This is a genomic window from Saccharothrix sp. NBAS 001 (genome assembly GCF_056640475.1).
Genome location: NZ_CM153251.1, coordinates 9,775,283 through 9,791,665, shown reverse-complemented (window position 1 = coordinate 9,791,665; position 16,383 = coordinate 9,775,283). Strand labels below are relative to the sequence as shown.

The window sequence follows — 16,383 nt, the reverse complement described above, 5'->3', positions numbered from 1 at the left end:
CGTGGCTGTACCAGATCGTGCTCATCGCCGGCCTGCTCGCCGCGATCGTGGTCGGCCTGCGCGCGTGGTGGTACCACAACCGCAGGAAGTGATCAGCGGACCCGCTGCAACGACGTGAACAGGCACGCGATCAGCAGCGGCAGCGCCGTGAACCCCACGATCAGCCCCAGCGCGCCGTAAGACCACGCCGTCACCACGATCCCCGCCGTGACGCCGCCCGCCGCTCCGCCGATGTTCATGCACAGGTCGGACAGGCCCTGCGCGGCCGGCCGGTCGGCCGTCGCGACCGACTCGGTGAGCAGCGCGGACCCCGCCACCAGCCCGGCCGACCAGCCGAAGCCGAGCAGCGTCAGACCGGCCGCGAGCTGCGGCGCGTCGTGCGCCGGGGCCATGCCGGCGATGCCGGACGCGGCCACCACCAGCGCCGAGCCGATGGCCAGCACGGGCACCCGGCCCATCCGGTCGGCCAGCCACCCGAACAGCGGGCTGGCCACGTACATCGAGGCCACGTGCAGGCTGATCACCACGCCCACGACCCGCAGCGACGCCCCCGCGTGGTCCATGTGCACCGGGGTCATCGACATGAGGCCCACCATGGCCGTGTGGCACAGCGTGATGCCGCCCAACGCGAGCTTCCCGGTGGCGGGCAGCGCGCGCCACACCGCACCGGACCCCCGTGTGTCGCCTACGCCCCCGGCGCAGTGCGCGGGCGTCACGGGCGCGGCGGACTGGGCCATGGTCAGCGGATCGGGCCGCAGGAAGCGCAGCACGACCAGCGCCGCCGCGCCGAACAGCACCGCTGCGGCCAGGTATGGCCCCGCGCCCACCGGCAGGCCGAGCCGTGCGGCGAACTGCCCCGCCGGGTCGGCCAGGTTGGGCCCGGCGACCGCGCCGAGCGTCGCCGCCCACACCACGATCGCCAGCGAACGGGCCCGCCGCTGCGGGTGCGCCAGGTCCGTCCCGGCGTACCGGGCGGCCAGGTTCGCGCTGCTCGCGGCCCCGAACAGGACCAGCGCGACCACCAGGACCTGCCACGAGCCGAGCACCACCGCGCAGGCCGCGACGACCGCCCCGAGCGCGCCCGCGCCGTAGCCGAGGGCGAGCGCCGGGCGACGCCCGCGGCGGGCCGCGAGCCGGGCGGCGGGCAGGGCGAACAGGGCCGCGCCGAGGACCGCCGCGGTCTGCGCCAGGCCGCCCACCGCGTCCGAGCCGGACAGCACGGCGGCGATCAGCGTGGACACGGCGAGACCGATCGTGACGCCCGCCGCACCGAGGACCTGGGTGACCCCCAGGACCCGGAGCACCCGGCGCTGCACGACCTCCACCGTGGTCATGATCATCATCGTGCCAGGCCGAACGGCGCAGGCACAGCCTCCGTAAGGGTCAGGTACCGGGCTGAACGGTGTTTTCGAAGAAGGACGCGACGGTGTCCGCCGTGAGGTCGCCGCCGCCGCTCTTGGTCACGATGCCGAGCAACGGCCGGTCGTCGGCGGTGAACGCGAGCAGCCCCACGCCGCCGTCCGCAGCGGCGCGGTACTTGCCCTTGAGGCCGTTGCCCGCCCACTCCGCCTCGACCATGTCCGTCTTCAACGAGCGGATCACGGCGTCCGCGCCCTGCTGCGCGCCCGTGACGGTCTCGGTGAGGATGTACTGCACCGAGTAGTCGTCCTGGACCGCGCAGCTCACCACCGTGCCCTTGATGGCGCTGATGCCCGACACGCCGGCCGCGCCGCCCGCCTTGCACGTGTTCGTGTCCGGCACCTTGCCCGCGAGCTGCCTGAGGCACTGCGTGAAGCCCTGCGCGTCCTTCTCCGTGTCGGCCTTGCACTCCTGCGCGTCGGGCACGCCGGGGCCGCCGAACGCGAACAGGCCGCCCACGATGGCCAGCACCACCACCACGGCCGCGCCGGCCGCGATGAGCACGTTCTTATTGGGCTTCTTCTTCTGCGGCGTCTGCGCGCGCGGCGTGACGCTCGGGAAGTTGAACTGCTGCGGCCCCGTCTGCGGGTAGTTCACCTGGTACGGGCCGCTGACCGCCGGGTTGACCTGGTACGGGCCGCTCACCGCCGGGTTCACCGGGTAGGCACCGCTGATCGCCGGGTTGACCGGGTACGGGCCGCTGGCGGTCGGGTTCGGCGGGTACGGGGCGGTCGCGACCGGGTTCGGGCCGGTCACCGGCTTGGTGACCACCGTGGCGGGCTCGTTGGTCACCTTGACCGGGCGCTGCTGGTCCGAGCGCGGCGTCACGCCGTCCTTGGGCACGTGGTGCGCGCCCAGCGCGACCGCCGTCTCCGGCTGGTCCAGGCTGGTCGGCACCACCCGCACCTGCTCCGTGATCATGGTCGCCACCAGCGGGATCCGGCTCGAACCGCCCACCAGGTAGATGCCCGCGAGCTGGTTGGGGGCCATGCCGGTGGACCGGATCGTCGAGGCCAGCAGTTCCGCGCTGCGCAGCATGCTCGGCCGGACCAGCGCCTCCAGGTCGGACCGGTTGACCAGGACGTCCTCGAACGGCTCCGGCATCGGCACCTCGGTGTGCGCGTGCCGGGACAACGACTCCTTGGCCGCCCTCACGTCCTCCTGCAACGCACGCCGCGCACGGCGGTCCGCAGTCGACTCGGGCCGCAGCAGCCGCTGCCAGCCCGCCGGGTCGCGGTGCGACACCTGACGCCCCACGTGCTCCAACAGCGCCTGGTCCACGTCCAGACCGCCGAGGTCGGACAGACCGTCCTCGGCGAGCACGGTGAACCCGTTCTGGGTCGCACCGACGATCGCCACGTCGAACGTGCCCGCGCCCAGGTCGTACACGGCCAGCGCCTGGCCGACCGACAGCGACGCGTAGTGCGAGGCCGCCGCGACCGGCTCGGGCACCAGGACGATGTCCGTGGTCACGCCCGCCAGCCGGGCCCCGGACACCAGCACGTTGCGCCGGGTCGGCCCCCACTGGGCGGGGTGGGTGAGCCGGACCTCGTCCAGCTTCTCGCCGCCGAGCTGGCGGGTGGTCTCCTCCAGCACGCGGCGCAGCACGGCGGCCAGCGCGTCGGTGACCGGCACCACGTTGTCGCCGAGCAGCAACGTCCCGTCGTCCACCCGGCGCTTGGGGTTGGGCTCGAACCGCGACGGGTCCAGCCGCGCCCGCCGCTCGGCGTCCCGGCCGACGACCAGCGAGCCGTCCTCTTCGCAGTACACGGCCGACGGCATGGTGGCGGACCCGTCCACCTCGACGACCCTGGGCGGGCGACCATGCGCCGCGAGCACCGCGACGGTATTGGAAGTGCCCAGGTCAACGGACAGGACGCGCACAGTCACCCCTTACACGTTCGAACCGCAGAGATCCTGTCACAAGCCCCCACCACACGAAGCAGCGTCGGTATTTCGTGACAGATTTCTCCCCCACCCCACCCCACTCCACCCCGCTCTCCCCTCCCCCTCCCAGCCCCTCCCCCTCCCAGCCCCTTCCCTCCCAGCCCCTTCCCCACCTCTCCCTCCCAGCCCCGCACCGCGAGGCCGCGTCGGTGGTTCGCGCCTCATTTCCCGGCGATCACGCTTTTCGATCGACGGGAAATCAGGCGCGAGCCGCCGACTTCCAGGCGGCCGAGCCCGAGCCGCCGAAGGCGGCTCAAATCCCACACTGTCGTACCCCCGGTTCATGATGGTCGGCATGGATGTACTGGCGGCTTTCTCCCCCGCGACCCGGCAGTGGTTCGCCGGGGCCTTCGCCGCGCCCACGGCGGCGCAGGCGGGCGCGTGGGAGGCGGCTGCCGCCGGGGAGCACGCGCTGGTCATCGCGCCGACCGGGTCGGGCAAGACGTTGGCCGCGTTCCTCTGGGCGTTGGACCGGCTCGCGTCGTCCCCCGCGCCGGAGGACCCCAGGCACCGCTGCCGGGTGCTCTACGTGTCGCCGCTGAAGGCCCTGGCGGTGGACGTGGAGCGCAACCTCCGCGCGCCCCTGGCCGGGATCCGGCAGGCCGCGCACCGGCTGGGCCTGCCCGAGCCGTCCGTCACGGTCGGGATGCGCACCGGTGACACCCCGGCCGAGGACCGCCGCGCGTTCGCCCGCCGCCCGCCGGACGTGCTGGTCACGACGCCGGAGTCGCTGTTCCTGATCCTCACGTCGTCGGCGCGCGAGTCGCTGCGCGGGGTGGAGACGGTGATCGTGGACGAGGTGCACGCGGTCGCGGGCACGAAGCGCGGCGCGCACCTCGCGCTGTCGCTGGAGCGGCTGGACGCGTTGCTGGAGCGGCCGGCCCAGCGGATCGGGCTGTCCGCGACGGTCCGCCCGGTCGAGGAGGTGGGCGCGTTCCTCGCCGGTGGGCGTCCGGTCCGGGTCGTGCAGCCGAAGTCCGCGAAGACGATCGAGGTCCGGGTGGAGGTGCCGGTCGAGGACATGTCCGCGCTCGGCGAGCCGACCGGCGAGGTCACCGGGTCGGCGTCGGGCGCGGAGCAGCGGGCGTCGATCTGGCCGGCGGTGGAGCAGCGGGTGCTGGAGCTGGTCCGCGCGCACCGGTCCACGATCGTGTTCGCGAACTCGCGCCGGCTCGCCGAGCGGCTCACCGCCAAGCTCAACGAGCTGGCCGAGGAGGCGGCCGAGGTCCCGGAGCGGTTCCCGGCCGAGGCGGTCGGCCAGTCCGGTTTCACCACCCAGACCGCGCCGGTGGTGGCCCGCGCGCACCACGGCTCGATGTCGCGCGAGCAGCGGACGGCGGTGGAGGAGGAGCTGAAGTCCGGGCGGCTGCCGTGCGTGGTGGCGACGTCGTCGCTGGAGCTGGGCATCGACATGGGCGCGGTCGACCTGGTGGTGCAGGTGGAGGCGCCGCCGACGGTCGCGTCCGGGTTGCAGCGCGTCGGCCGCGCCGGGCACCAGGTGGGCGCGGTGTCGCGCGGGGTGATGTTCCCGAAGTTCCGGGGCGACCTGGTGTCGTGCGCGGTGGTCGCCGAGCGGATGCGGGACGGCGCGATCGAGGCCGTGCGGTACCCGCGCAACCCGCTGGACGTGCTGGCGCAGCACGTGGTGGCGATGGTGGCGATGGAGCCGTGGCCGGTGGCGGAGCTGGCCGGGCTGGTGCGGCGGGCGGCGCCGTTCGCCGCGCTGCCGGAGTCGGCGTTGCAGGCGGTGCTGGACATGCTGGCGGGCCGGTACCCGAGCGAGGAGTTCGGCGAGCTGCGGCCGCGCATCACGTGGGACCGGGTCAACGGCGAGCTGCGCGGCCGGCCGGGGGCGCAGCGGCTGGCGGTGACCTCCGGCGGCACCATCCCGGACCGGGGGCTGTTCACCGTGATGACCCCGGCGTCGGAGAAGGGTCCCGGCTCGCGGGTGGGCGAGCTGGACGAGGAGATGGTCTACGAGTCGCGGGTGGGCGACACGTTCCTGCTGGGCACCTCGTCGTGGCGGGTGGAGGACATCACCCACGACCGGGTGATCGTGGTGCCCGCGCCCGGCCAGCCGGCGCGGATGCCGTTCTGGAAGGGCGACGCGCCGGGGCGTCCGCTGGAGCTGGGGCGGGCGCTGGGGAAGTTCCTGCGCGAGGTGTCCACGATGGACCCGGCGCGGGCGGCGGACCGGGCGGCCGGCGCGGGGCTGGACGGGTGGGCGACGTCGAACCTGCTGGCCTACCTGGCCGAGCAGCGCGAGGCGACCCGGCACGTGCCCGACGACCGGACCGTGCTGGTGGAGCGCTTCCGGGACGAGCTGGGCGACTGGCGGCTGGTGGTGCACTCGCCGTTCGGGGCGCAGGTGAACGCGCCGTGGGCGCTGGCGATCACCGCGCGGCTGCGCGAGCGGCGCGGCATCGAGGCGCAGACGGCGCACTCCGACGACGGGATCGTGGTGCGGCTGCCGGACGCGGTCGACCTGGACGGCGCGCAGGTCGTGGCGGGCGCGGAGGACGTGCTGCTGGACCCGGAGGAGGTCGACCAGGTCGTGGTCGCGGAGGTGGGCGGTTCGGCGCTGTTCGCCGCCCGGTTCCGGGAGTGCGCGGCCCGGTCGCTGCTGCTGCCCCGGCGCGACCCGAGGCGGCGCACCCCGCTGTGGCAGCAGCGGCAGCGGTCGGCGCAGCTGCTGTCCGTGGCGGCGAAGTACGAGAGCTTCCCGGTGGTGCTGGAGGCGATGCGCGAGGTCCTCCAGGACGTGTACGACGTGCCCGGTCTGCGGGAGCTGATGACCGACGTGCGGGCGCGGCGGGTGCGCGTGGTGGAGGTGGAGACGCCGGCCCCGTCGCCGTTCGCGCGCAGCCTGCTGTTCGGGTACGTCGGGATGTTCCTCTACGACATGGACGCGCCGCTGGCGGAGCGGCGCGCGGCGGCGCTGTCGCTGGATTCGGCGCTGCTCGCGGAACTGCTCGGCTCGGAGGCGATCCGGGAGCTGCTCGACCCGGAGGTGGTCGAGGAGGTCGAGCGCACCCTGCAACGGCTGGCCCCGGAGCGGCACGCGCGCGACGTCGAAGGCGCGGCCGACCTGCTGCGGTTCCTGGGCGACCTGTCCGAGGCGGAGGCGGCGGCGCGCGGCATCCGACCGGAGTGGCTGACCGAGCTGGTGGCGCAGCGGCGGGCGCTGCGGGTGCGGATCGCGGGCGACGAGCGGGTGATCGCGATCGAGGACGCGGGCCGGGTGCGCGACGCGCTGGGCGTGGCGCTGCCGGTGGGCGTGCCGGAGGCGTTCACCGAGCCGGTGGCGGACCCGCTGGGCGACCTGCTGTCCCGGTACGCGCGAACGCACGGGCCGTTCCCGGCGGCGGAGGCCGCGCAGCGGTTCGGGTTGGGCGTCGCGGTGGTCACCGGCGTGCTGGAGCGGATGGCGGGCGCGGGTCGGCTGGTGCGCGGCGAGCTGCGGCCCGGCGGCACGCACACCGAGTTCTGCGACGCCGACGTGCTGCGCCGGCTGCGGCGGGCGTCGCTGGCCCGGTTGCGCGCCGAGGTCGAGCCGGTGGAGCCGGCCGCACTGGGCCGGTTCCTGCCGAGCTGGCACGGCGTGGGCCGGCGGCTGCGCGGCGCGCCGACCGTGGACGACGTGTACTCGGTGGTGGAGCAGCTGGCGGGGGCGCCGCTGCCCGCGAGCGCCGTGGAGTCGCTGCTGCTGCCCGCCCGGCTGCCCGGCTACACGCCGGCGCTGCTGGACGAGCTGACCGCGTCCGGCGAGGTGACGTGGACCGGTTGCGGTTCGCTGGCGGGCGGCGACGGCTGGATCGCGCTGGCCCCGACGGACGTGGCCGACCTGCTGCTGCCCGACCTGGTGCCGGAGGCGGTCCCGGAGTCGTCGCTGCACACCGCCGTGGTCGAGGCGCTGGCCGGCGGCGCGCTGTTCTTCCGCCAGGTGGTCGACCGGGTGTCGTTGCAGGGCCCGACGACCGACGGCGACGTGGTGGGCGCGCTGTGGGACCTGGTGTGGGCGGGCGTGGTCACCAACGACACCCTGTCGCCGTTGCGCGCCCTGGTCGCGGGCGGCGGCACGGCGCACAAACCCCGGCGCACCGCCCCGAGGGGCCGCTACGCCCGGATGCGCGCGGCCCGGCCGGACCTGCCCAGCCGCACCGGCCCGCCCACCGTCGGCGGGCGCTGGTCGTTGGCCGTGGTGCCCGCGACCGACCCGACCCGACGGGCGCACGCGCGGGCCGAGGCGTTCCTGGAACGGCACGGCGTGCTGACCAGGGGCGCGCTGGACACCGAGCGCGTCACCGGCGGGTTCAGCGGCGTGTACCGGGTGCTGCGGGCGATGGAGGAGTCGGGCCAGGTGGTGCGCGGCTACGTGGTGGAGGGCCTGGGCGCGGCGCAGTTCGCGGCGAAGGGCGCGGTGGACCGCCTGCGGGCGCTGTCCCGGCCGCCCGGCCAGGACCACGTGGGTGCCCCGCAGGCGGTCGTGCTGGCCGCCGCCGACCCGGCCCAGCCCTACGGCGCGGCCCTGCCGTGGCCCGACCAGGTGGGCGAGGGCAAGCACCGGCCGGGCCGCAAGTCCGGCGCGCTCGCCGTGCTGGTGGACGGCGTGGTCGCGCTGTACGTGGAGCGCGGCGGGCGTTCGCTGCTGTCGTTCACCGACGAGGAGGAGGTCCTGCGCGCCGCCGCGCAGGCGCTGGGCCGGGCGGTGCGCGACGGCTGGCTGGGCCGGCTCGCGGTGCAGCGGGCCGACGGGGAGGTGGCGCTGGGCTCCCGCCTGGCGGGCGTCCTCCAGGAAGCGGGCTTCCGGGCCACGCCGAAGGGACTGCGCCTGCGCACCTGACCCGGGCCCGGCTGCGACCTGCGGGCGCCACGACGTCACGCCACCTCGGTCGGTCCGGGTGCGCCGGCGCACCCGGCCGGATCCGGCCGGGAACCTATGATCGGGACCGGGGGTGGCGAGTCGCGGTTCGGCGGTGCCACCCGGGACGTCGGACCACGAGTTGAGAGCGGGTTCCACCCATGGCATGCCGGATCAGCGAACTCGTGCTCGGTTGCCGCGACCCCGAGTCGCTGGCGCGGTTCTGGTGCGAGGTCCTCGACTACGTCGTGCTGGACCGCGAGGACGACGGCTCGCTGGAGATCGGGCCGCGCGAGGGGTTCGGCGGCCCGCAGCCGACGATCATCCTCAGCTACCGGGACGAGCCGGAGAAGGGCAAGTCCCGGCTGCACGTCGACGTCAACCCCACCGACCGCGACCAGGACGCCGAACTCGAACGCCTCCTGGCGCTCGGTGCCCGGCCGGCCGACATCGGCCAGACCGGGCAGGAGCAGTGGCACGTCCTGGTCGACCCCGAGGGCAACGAGTTCTGCCTGCTCAAGGCCCGCCTCGCCGCGCTCTGAGGCCACCGCGCCGGGTCGGGGTGGCGCGGGTCAGCGGAAGAGGGCGCTGTAGGCGTTGAGGGCCGGTTGGCCGCCCAGGTGGGCGTACAGGACCGTGGAGTCGCGGGGGATCTCGCCGGACGAGACCAGTTCCACCAGGCCCGCCAACGACTTCCCCTCGTACACCGGGTCGGTGATCATGCCTTCGAGGCGTGCGCCGAGCTTCATCGCCGCCACGGTGGACTCGCCCGGCACGCCGTAGATCCCCTCGTGGAAGCGTTCGTCCAGCAGGACGTCCTCGGCCCGCACCTCGACGTCGAGCAGCTTCCCGGTCGCCTGGGCGATGCGGGTGATCTGGGCCCGGGTGTCGTCCGGCTCGGCCGACGCGTCGACGCCGATGATCCGCCGGCCGCTGCCCGCGAACCCGGCGACCATCCCGGCCTGGGTGCTGCCGGTCACCGAGCACACCACGACGGTGTCGAACCGCACGCCCGCCTCCGCCTCCTGCCGGCGCACCTCCGCCGCCCAGCCCGCGAACCCCAGGCCGCCCAGCGGGTGGTCCGACGCGCCCGCCGGGATCGCGTAGGGCGTGCCGCCGGCGGCGCGGACGTCCTCGATCGCCTGCTCCCACGCGGGTTTCACACCGATGCCGAAGCCCGCTTCCACCAGCCTGACGTCCGCGCCCATGAGCCGGCTGAGCAGGATGTTGCCCACCCGGTCGTACACCGCGTCCGGCCAGTCCACCCAGCTCTCCTGCACCAGCACGCACTTCAGCCCGGCCCGCGCCGCCGCGGCCGCGACCTGGCGGGTGTGGTTGGACTGCACGCCGCCGATCGACACCAGCGTGTCGCAGCCGGTCGCCAACGCGTCCGCCACCAGGTACTCCAGCTTGCGGGTCTTGTTGCCGCCGTAGGCCAGGCCCGAGTTGCAGTCCTCCCGCTTCGCCCACACCGCGGCCCCGCCGAGGTGCCTGGTGAGGCGCTCCAGCGGGTGCACCGGAGACGGTCCGAAGGTCAGCGGGAACCGCGCGAAATCACCCAGTGCCATGGTCGTACTCCTCCAACAGGTCGGCCAACGTCGCCCAGTTCCGCTCGACCAGCCGCGCCGCGAGTTCGGCGTCACCGGCCGCGCACGCGGCGATGATCTCGTCGTGCATCGCCACCGAGTGCCGTCCGGGCGGCGCGGCGAACCGCAGCCGTTCCAGCCGGCGCACCAGCGGGGTGTAGCGCTCGATGGTGGCGATCACCGCGAAGTTCCCGCTCCCCCGCACCGCCACGTCGTGGAACTCGTCGTCGGCGGCCAGCGCGGCGGCGACGTCCCCGGCGGCCAGCGCGGCGGCGAACCGCCCGTTGGCCGCGCGCATCGCGTCGAGTTCCGGCGCGCCCATCCCCGGCACGGCGAGCCGCGCGGCGAGGGCGTGCATGGCCTGGATGACGGCGTGCGCGTCCCGGACCGGCGCGGTGTCCAGCGGGGTGACGCGCGTGTAGCTGTGCGGCTTCGACTCGACCAGGCCCTCATCGGTCAGCCGCGCCAGCGCTTCGCGCACCGGGGTCCGCGACAGGCCGAGCCGTTCGGCGAGTTCGACGTCCTTGACGGGCGCGCCGGGCGCGAGGTCGCCGTCCAGGATCGCGGCGCGGATCGCGCTCAACGCCTGGTCCCGGTACAGCGCCCGACTGATATATTGCATACCGGACCTTAACCCGGCTCCACCAGCCGACGCCAGACCCCCGCCACCGGCGACCACCGCCGGATGACCCGAGCGGGTGGTGTGGCCGCGTTGTCCTCCTCCGCCTCCGACCGGCGGGCCACACTCGGCCGTATGACTCGGTCGGGGGATCGGTTGCTGCGCGAGTTGTCGGCAGCGGCGGTGCAGCGGGTGGACGCGGACGAACTGGGCGAAGAGATCTCGCGGGCGCTCGCCCCCGTGGTGCCGCACGACGGCGTGCGGCTCGCCGCGACCGCGCCCTCGGCGGCGGACGGCACGGTGCCGCTGGGCTTCCTGCACGGGTACGACGTCGACTTCGCGCGGGCGTGGGCGCTGCACTGCGTCGACCGGGCGGACCCGTTGCGCTGGCCTGTGCTGGCCCGACGGGTGGTGCCGGCGGGGGTGATCGACGGCCGGGAGCGCGACCCGGCGACCCGGCGGCTGTTCGCCGAGCACGGGATCGGCGGCGAGTTGCGGCTCCTGCTGCGGGACTCGCACGGCGTGTGGGGCGCGTTGAGCCTGCTGCGGGCGCGGGGGCGCAGGGCGTTCGACACCGACGACGTGCACCGGGTGGCGGAACTGGGACCGGCGTTGATCGCGGCCCTGCGCGGGTACGTCACCAGCGGCCCGCTGGCCCCGCCCGGACCGGCCCAGGCGCCGGGCGTGGTGATCGTGGGCCCCGACGACAAGGTGCGGGCGGCCACCCCGGAGGCGATGCGGTGGCAGCCGTGCGGCGCGCGGCACCGGCAGAAGTGGGTCGCGGAGGTCTTCTTCGCCGCGCTGGCCGTCCAGGCCCGCCGGCACGCCCGCGACCCCCGCGCGCCGGTCGCCCTGGTGCACGGGCCCGCCGTGGCCTTCGGCCGGTGGGTCGCCTTCCACGCGCAGGCCGTGGACCCCGACGGCTCGGGCGACGTCGCGGTGGTCCTCCAGGCGGCGTCCGGCGCGCGGCTGCTCCCGGTCTTCGCCGACTGGTACGGCCTGACCGCCCGGGAGCGCCAGGTGGTCACCGAACTCCTCGACGGGGCGGTGCCCAAGCAGATCGCCCGCCGCCTCGACGTGTCCGTGCACACCGTCAACGACCACTTCAAGTCGATCTTCCGCAAGACCGCCGCCGACGGCCGGCACGAACTCGTCACCGCGCTGTCCGGCTGACACCCCCGGCCACCGCGCCGCCGCTCGGCGTCGAAGCGCCGGTCAGCGGGGCGTGAGGACGCAGAACTCGTTGCCCTCCGGGTCCGCCAGCACGACCCACGGCACGACGCCCTGGCCGACGTCGGCCCGTACCGCGCCGCACGCCTCCAGCCGGGCTACCTCGGTGGGCAGGTCGCCGTCGACGGGCGGCGCGACCTCCAGGTGCACCCGGTTCTTGACCGCCTTCGGCTCGGCGACCCGGACGAACTCGACCCAGAACCCGCCTTCCCGGCGCAGCGACGCGAACCCCGGGCCCTCCCGGGTCACCGCCAGTCCGGTGGCCCGCGACCAGAACCGCGCCAGCGCGCCGGGATCCACCGCGTTGACCACCACCGCCGCGACCGGTCCGGTCCCCAGGTACTCGTCCCGGGGCTCCAGCACGCAGAACTCGTTGCCCTCCGGGTCCGCCAGCACCTCCCACGGCACCGGTCCCTGCCCGATGTCCACCGGCACCGCGCCCAGCCCGCGGGCCCGCGCCAGCAGCCACTGCCGGTGTTCCGGCGACGTCGTCGCCAGGTCGAGGTGCAGCCGGTTCGTCACCGACTTCGGGTCCGCGACCGGCACGAACGCCAACTCCACCGACTCGTCGAGCGCCACGTCCACCTCGTCGGCGGTCTCGCCGATCACCGGGCGTTCCAGCAGCTTCGACCAGAATCGCGCCAAGGCGGCCGGGTCCGCGCAATCCACCACGACATCGCACAGCCTCGTCGTCATGCTCCGACGGTAACGTCTGCGCCCATGGCGCAATTGGTGCTCGGTCCGGTGCTGCGGCACGTCGACGCCACGTCGGCCACCGTCTGGGTGGAGACCGACGCGGCCTGCGAGGTCACCGTGGCGGGGCACCGCGCCACGACGTTCCAGGTGGACGAACAGCACTTCGCGCTGGTCGTCGTGACAGGTCTGACGCCCGGCACGTCCACGCCCTACGACGTGCGGCTGGACGGTCGGACCGCCTGGCCGGAGCCCGGCTACGAGTTCCCCGCGCCGAGGATCCGCACCGGCACGGCCAAGCAGCTCGTGTTCGGGTCGTGCCGCGCGGCCAAGGGCGGCACCGAGAACGACCGACTCGGACCGGACGCGCTGGACGCCTTCGCCGCGCGGATGAAGGACTGGCCCGAGCAGCGCTGGCCGGACGCCCTGCTGCTGCTCGGCGACCAGGTGTACGCCGACGAGCCGACGCCCCGGATCCGCGAGTGGCTGGCGGAGCGCAGGCCGGAGCCGGCGGGCGAGGTGGTGTCGTTCCGCGAGTACGCCGAGCTGTACCACGAGTCGTGGGCCGACCCGGAGATCCGCTGGCTGATGTCGGTGCTGCCGACGTCGATGATCTTCGACGACCACGACATCCGGGACGACTGGAACACCTCCCGCACGTGGCGCGCGCAGATGGCCGAGAAACCCTGGTGGGGGCAGCGGATCCGGGCCGGGTTGGCGTCGTACTGGGTCTACCAGCACATCGGCAACCTCGGCCCGGCCGAACTCGCCGACAACGAGCTGTTCGCCACCGTCCAGAACGCCGGCGGCGACGTGCAGGGCCTGCTGGAGGACTTCGCCGAGCAGGCCGACCGCGAGGTGGAGGGCCGCAAGTCGACCCGCTGGAGCTACCGGCGCGATTTCGGCCGGGTGCGGCTGCTGGTCATCGACACCCGCAGCGGCCGGATCCTGGACGGGCCGCAGCGGCTGATGGTCGGCGACGAGGAGTTCGACTGGATCGAGCGCAACACCGAGGGCGAGGTCGACCACCTGCTGATCGGCTCGTCGCTGCCGTGGCTGATGCCGCACGCGCTGAGCCACTTCCAGTCCCTCAACGAACGCGAGGCGGCCCGCCCCGGCAGGCGCGGGCGGCTCGGCGAGAAGATCCGCCAGGTGGGCGACCTGGAGCACTGGCCGGCGTTCCGGGCGTCGTTCGAGCGGCTGGCCCGCCTGCTGCACCGGCTGGGCCGGGCGGCGGACGCGCCGGGCACGATCTGCGTGCTGTCCGGCGACGTCCACCACAGCTACGCGGCCCGCGCCGAGTTCGCCGAGCCGACGAAGTCCGCGGTGCTGCAACTGGTCTGCTCGCCGGTGCACAACGACCCGCCGAAGATCTTCCGCGTGGTGTTCCGCGCGTCCTGGTCCAGGCCGCTGGCGCGGGTGCTGCGGTGGTTGGCGGACCGGGCGGGCGTGTCGCCCGACCCGGTCTCGTGGCGGCGGGTCAGCGGGCCGCACTTCGGCAACTCGGTGGCGGTGCTGGAGATCGCCGGCCGGAGCGCCCGCTACCGCCTGGAGACCGCCACCGCCGACGGTCTCGTGGAGAGCGCGGACCTCGCGCTCTAGTCACTTCGTCGCCAGCCGCAGCAACGCCCACAGCTGCGCGATCGCGTCGTGGTCGCCGGTGGTCTCCACCTCGCGGTCCGGGATGCGGCCCCACAGCCAGCGGTAGACCAGCGCCGGCGCTCCGGTGACGTCCGCGTCCGCCGACTCGGCCTCCTCCGGCGCGGCCTGCCACGCGGTCGCGGGTTCCGGGCCGGTGCGGGCGAGCCACACCCGGCGGCCGGTGCGCACGGCGACCGTGCTCTCCCTGGTGCCGCGCACGCCCAGCACGTCCAGGCGGTGGCCCAGCCACAGCGAGAGCACCTCGTCCGCGCCGTCCTCGGCGATGTCGTCGGGCACCGGGTCCAGCGGCAGGCCGGCCGCCGACTGGACGTCCAGCCGGTGCACGGTCGCCTCGTGCGCGAGCCGCCGCGCCCAGAACCCGCAGGTGCGCTCGGCGGGCCACCACGTCTCGCACGGGTCGTCGGCGGCGCGTTCGGACAACGCGTCCACCAGCGGCCCGACGCCGTCGCTCAGGTAGTCCGACAGCGTCTGGCCGGGCCGCGGATCCTGTTGCCACGCAACGGGTTGCCGCCCTTCCCGGACCCACGCCGCGACCATCCGGAACATGCTGCCGACGTGCCGCGCGGTCTCGCCCAGGTTCAACCCCGGGCACGCGGGCACCTGGCGCTCCGGCCGCTGCCCCTGCGCCGACGCCGCCAGCAGCTCGGCCTCCGCCGCCACCGCGTCGATCAGCCGGCCGTAGCCGACCAGTCCCCTGCTCACAGTCTGCCCTCGTACATGATCTCGTCGACCAGCTCGGTGAACTGCGCCGCTTGGCGCACGAGGTCGTCGGCACTCCGTCGGTCCACCCGCCGGGTGATGCCCGCCTGGACGGCCGCGCGGGTCGCGGAGCAGGACGCGAAGTACGCGGCCCACTCCCGCAGCTCCGGCGCGAGCGCGGGCAGCAGCACCCACACGCTGGTCGGCTTGGCCCGGCCCCGGTGCGGCCGGCCGCGCAGGGCCAGCACAGCCGCGGCGGCGCGCAACGCGCCCAGGTAGGCGGTGGCGAACCGGTCGGCGGGCTCGGTCGCGCGCTCGGCTTCCCGGGCGCAGTCGCGGGCCTGCGCGAGCAGGCTGACGGCCGACGCCGGCGGCAGGGGCAGCGGCACCCGGTGGGTGCTGGGGAAGTCGGTGGAAGTCGACATCGGCGGCCTCCTCGCGGCGTCGGGACAGCGACGACCGCCGCGGGGAGACGGCGGCACTTGGTGGTGGGGCGCTTCCCCCGCCCCACCACCAAGGCATAGCTCGAACAGATGTTCGAGCAAGCCCAGCGTAACCCGTGAACCCGGCACTCCTCAACCCGGCCGCACGTGGTCTTATGAACAGGTGAGCGCACTTGACCACCCCGGCATCCGCAAGGTGGCGGCGGCTTTGGCAGAGGCCGGCCACCCCGAGGCGGCGGACGGGATCCGCGTCCTGGCCGACGCCGTCCGCACCGCGGCCGAGGCCGCGCAGGCGGTGGACGTGCCCGTCGGCGCCATCGCCAACAGCCTGCTGTTCGTCGCCGTGCGCGGCGAGGAGGTCGCCCCGCTGCTCGTGCTCACCTCGGGCGCGCACCGGGCGGACACCGACCTGCTGGCCGAACTGGCGGGTGCCGACCGGATCGACCGCGCCAAGCCGGACTTCGTGCGGGAGCACACCGGCCAGGTCATCGGCGGCGTGTCGCCCCTGGGCCACCCGGCGCCCATCCGGACGTTCGTCGACGTCGACCTGGAGCGGTACGAGGTGGTGTGGGCCGCCGCCGGGCACCCGCACGCGGTGTTCCCGACGACCTACGCCGGCCTGGTCGACCTGACCGGCGGCACCCCGGCGAAGGTCGCCCGATGACGGCCGCGCCGTCGCAGCGGCTGGTGGAGCTGTCCGCGCGGGAGCTGAACTCCCGGCTCGGCGAGGCGCTCGCGCTCTACGTCAGCGCCATGAACTACCCGCCGGGCACGGCCGAGCAGCGCGCGCCGATGTGGCTGGCGCACATGCTGCGCGACGGCTGGCGCTGCGTGGTGGCGCTCGGCGAGGACGACGAGCTGATCGGCATCGGCTACGGCTACCGGGGCTCGGTGGGCCAGTGGTGGCACGAGCAGGTGCGGCACGGCCTGACCCTGGTGTCCGGGCCGAACTCGGTCGAGGAGTGGATGCGCGACTACTTCGAGCTGACCGAACTGCACGTCCTGCCGACCGAGCAGGGCCGGGGCGTCGGCGAGGGCCTGCTGCGCAACCTGCTGGCGGGCGTGACGACGTCCCGCGTGCTGCTGTCCACCCCGGAGGGTCCGAGCAAGGCGTGGCGGCTCTACCGCCGGCTGGGCTTCGCGGACGTGCTGCGGCACTACCAGTTCACCGGCGACCCGAGGCCGTTCGCCGTCCTGGGCCGCACCCTGCCGCTGGACTGAGGA

At 74.7% G+C, this 16,383-nt stretch carries 13 protein-coding genes; 6 read left to right on the top strand and 7 right to left on the bottom strand.

Annotated features, from left to right (window positions below; translation table 11 throughout):
- Positions 1 to 92 precede the first annotated feature (92 nt).
- Both AC0HI0_RS44380 and AC0HI0_RS44375 read right to left on the bottom strand, forming a co-directional pair.
- Positions 93 to 1,334 carry an MFS transporter gene (locus AC0HI0_RS44380; RefSeq protein ID WP_480929456.1) on the bottom strand — a complete coding sequence of 414 codons (1,242 nt, stop codon included), beginning with the start codon at positions 1,332 to 1,334 and terminating at the stop codon, positions 93 to 95.
- 49 nt (positions 1,335 to 1,383) lie between these two features.
- Positions 1,384 to 3,303 carry an Hsp70 family protein gene (locus AC0HI0_RS44375; protein WP_480934527.1) on the bottom strand — a complete coding sequence of 640 codons (1,920 nt, stop codon included), beginning with the start codon at positions 3,301 to 3,303 and terminating at the stop codon, positions 1,384 to 1,386.
- A 358-nt stretch (positions 3,304 to 3,661) separates the two neighbouring features.
- Between AC0HI0_RS44375 and AC0HI0_RS44370 the strand changes: the two genes are divergently transcribed.
- Complete coding sequence (locus tag AC0HI0_RS44370) at positions 3,662 to 8,209, top strand: ATP-dependent helicase (protein WP_480929455.1); 4,548 nt, start codon at positions 3,662 to 3,664, stop codon at positions 8,207 to 8,209.
- 179 nt (positions 8,210 to 8,388) lie between these two features.
- Positions 8,389 to 8,769 (top strand): VOC family protein, encoded by a 381-nt coding sequence (locus AC0HI0_RS44365; RefSeq protein WP_480929454.1) that lies wholly within the window; start codon positions 8,389 to 8,391, stop codon positions 8,767 to 8,769.
- Between the two features lie 30 nt (positions 8,770 to 8,799).
- Here AC0HI0_RS44365 and AC0HI0_RS44360 read toward each other — a convergent pair whose 3' ends face one another.
- Both AC0HI0_RS44360 and AC0HI0_RS44355 read right to left on the bottom strand, forming a co-directional pair.
- Positions 8,800 to 9,795, bottom strand: a complete 996-nt coding sequence (locus tag AC0HI0_RS44360) for a 1-aminocyclopropane-1-carboxylate deaminase (RefSeq protein WP_480929453.1) — start codon at positions 9,793 to 9,795, stop codon at positions 8,800 to 8,802.
- Complete coding sequence (locus AC0HI0_RS44355; protein ID WP_480929452.1) at positions 9,782 to 10,435, bottom strand: GntR family transcriptional regulator; 654 nt, start codon at positions 10,433 to 10,435, stop codon at positions 9,782 to 9,784. Before AC0HI0_RS44355 ends, AC0HI0_RS44360 begins: the two co-directional genes overlap by 14 nt.
- Before the next feature lie 132 nt (positions 10,436 to 10,567).
- On the opposite strand from AC0HI0_RS44355, the gene AC0HI0_RS44350 reads away from it, so the two are divergent.
- On the top strand, positions 10,568 to 11,605 hold the full coding sequence (locus tag AC0HI0_RS44350; RefSeq protein ID WP_480929451.1) for a helix-turn-helix transcriptional regulator: 1,038 nt from the start codon (positions 10,568 to 10,570) through the stop codon (positions 11,603 to 11,605).
- 42 nt (positions 11,606 to 11,647) lie between these two features.
- On the opposite strand, the gene AC0HI0_RS44345 is transcribed toward AC0HI0_RS44350, so the two are convergent.
- A complete protein-coding gene (locus AC0HI0_RS44345) occupies positions 11,648 to 12,358 on the bottom strand; it encodes a VOC family protein (RefSeq protein WP_480929450.1) in 711 nt (236 codons plus the stop codon).
- Between the two features lie 24 nt (positions 12,359 to 12,382).
- On the opposite strand from AC0HI0_RS44345, the gene AC0HI0_RS44340 reads away from it, so the two are divergent.
- Entirely contained in the window at positions 12,383 to 13,957 is a 1,575-nt protein-coding gene (locus tag AC0HI0_RS44340; RefSeq protein ID WP_480929449.1) for an alkaline phosphatase D family protein, read from the top strand.
- Here AC0HI0_RS44340 and AC0HI0_RS44335 read toward each other — a convergent pair whose 3' ends face one another.
- Together AC0HI0_RS44335 and AC0HI0_RS44330 are read right to left on the bottom strand one after the other, a co-directional pair.
- Positions 13,958 to 14,719, bottom strand: coding sequence for a maleylpyruvate isomerase family mycothiol-dependent enzyme (locus AC0HI0_RS44335; protein ID WP_480929448.1), 762 nt, complete (start codon positions 14,717 to 14,719; stop codon positions 13,958 to 13,960). It abuts the gene before it with no gap.
- The gene (locus tag AC0HI0_RS44330) at positions 14,716 to 15,141 is read right to left on the bottom strand and encodes an SAV_6107 family HEPN domain-containing protein (protein WP_480929447.1); all 426 of its coding nucleotides are present in this window, start codon (positions 15,139 to 15,141) and stop codon (positions 14,716 to 14,718) included. Before AC0HI0_RS44330 ends, AC0HI0_RS44335 begins: the two co-directional genes overlap by 4 nt.
- A 181-nt stretch (positions 15,142 to 15,322) precedes the next feature.
- Here AC0HI0_RS44330 and AC0HI0_RS44325 point away from each other — a divergent pair, with 181 nt between their 5' ends.
- Positions 15,323 to 15,823 (top strand): YbaK/EbsC family protein, encoded by a 501-nt coding sequence (locus AC0HI0_RS44325; RefSeq protein WP_480929446.1) that lies wholly within the window; start codon positions 15,323 to 15,325, stop codon positions 15,821 to 15,823.
- Positions 15,820 to 16,380, top strand: a complete 561-nt coding sequence (locus AC0HI0_RS44320) for a GNAT family N-acetyltransferase (protein WP_480929445.1) — start codon at positions 15,820 to 15,822, stop codon at positions 16,378 to 16,380. Before AC0HI0_RS44325 ends, AC0HI0_RS44320 begins: the two co-directional genes overlap by 4 nt.
- Positions 16,381 to 16,383 lie beyond the last annotated feature (3 nt).

Coding starts and splice junctions, on each gene's coding strand:
- AC0HI0_RS44380 (WP_480929456.1), bottom strand. CDS start 1,334: ATGACCACGGTGGAGGTCGTGCAGCGCCGGGTGCTCCGGGTCCTGGGG.
- AC0HI0_RS44370 (WP_480929455.1), top strand. CDS start 3,662: ATGGATGTACTGGCGGCTTTCTCCCCCGCGACCCGGCAGTGGTTCGCC.
- AC0HI0_RS44365 (WP_480929454.1), top strand. CDS start 8,389: ATGGCATGCCGGATCAGCGAACTCGTGCTCGGTTGCCGCGACCCCGAG.
- AC0HI0_RS44360 (WP_480929453.1), bottom strand. CDS start 9,795: ATGGCACTGGGTGATTTCGCGCGGTTCCCGCTGACCTTCGGACCGTCT.
- AC0HI0_RS44355 (WP_480929452.1), bottom strand. CDS start 10,435: ATGCAATATATCAGTCGGGCGCTGTACCGGGACCAGGCGTTGAGCGCG.
- AC0HI0_RS44350 (WP_480929451.1), top strand. CDS start 10,568: ATGACTCGGTCGGGGGATCGGTTGCTGCGCGAGTTGTCGGCAGCGGCG.
- AC0HI0_RS44345 (WP_480929450.1), bottom strand. CDS start 12,358: ATGACGACGAGGCTGTGCGATGTCGTGGTGGATTGCGCGGACCCGGCC.
- AC0HI0_RS44340 (WP_480929449.1), top strand. CDS start 12,383: ATGGCGCAATTGGTGCTCGGTCCGGTGCTGCGGCACGTCGACGCCACG.
- AC0HI0_RS44330 (WP_480929447.1), bottom strand. CDS start 15,141: ATGTCGACTTCCACCGACTTCCCCAGCACCCACCGGGTGCCGCTGCCC.
- AC0HI0_RS44320 (WP_480929445.1), top strand. CDS start 15,820: ATGACGGCCGCGCCGTCGCAGCGGCTGGTGGAGCTGTCCGCGCGGGAG.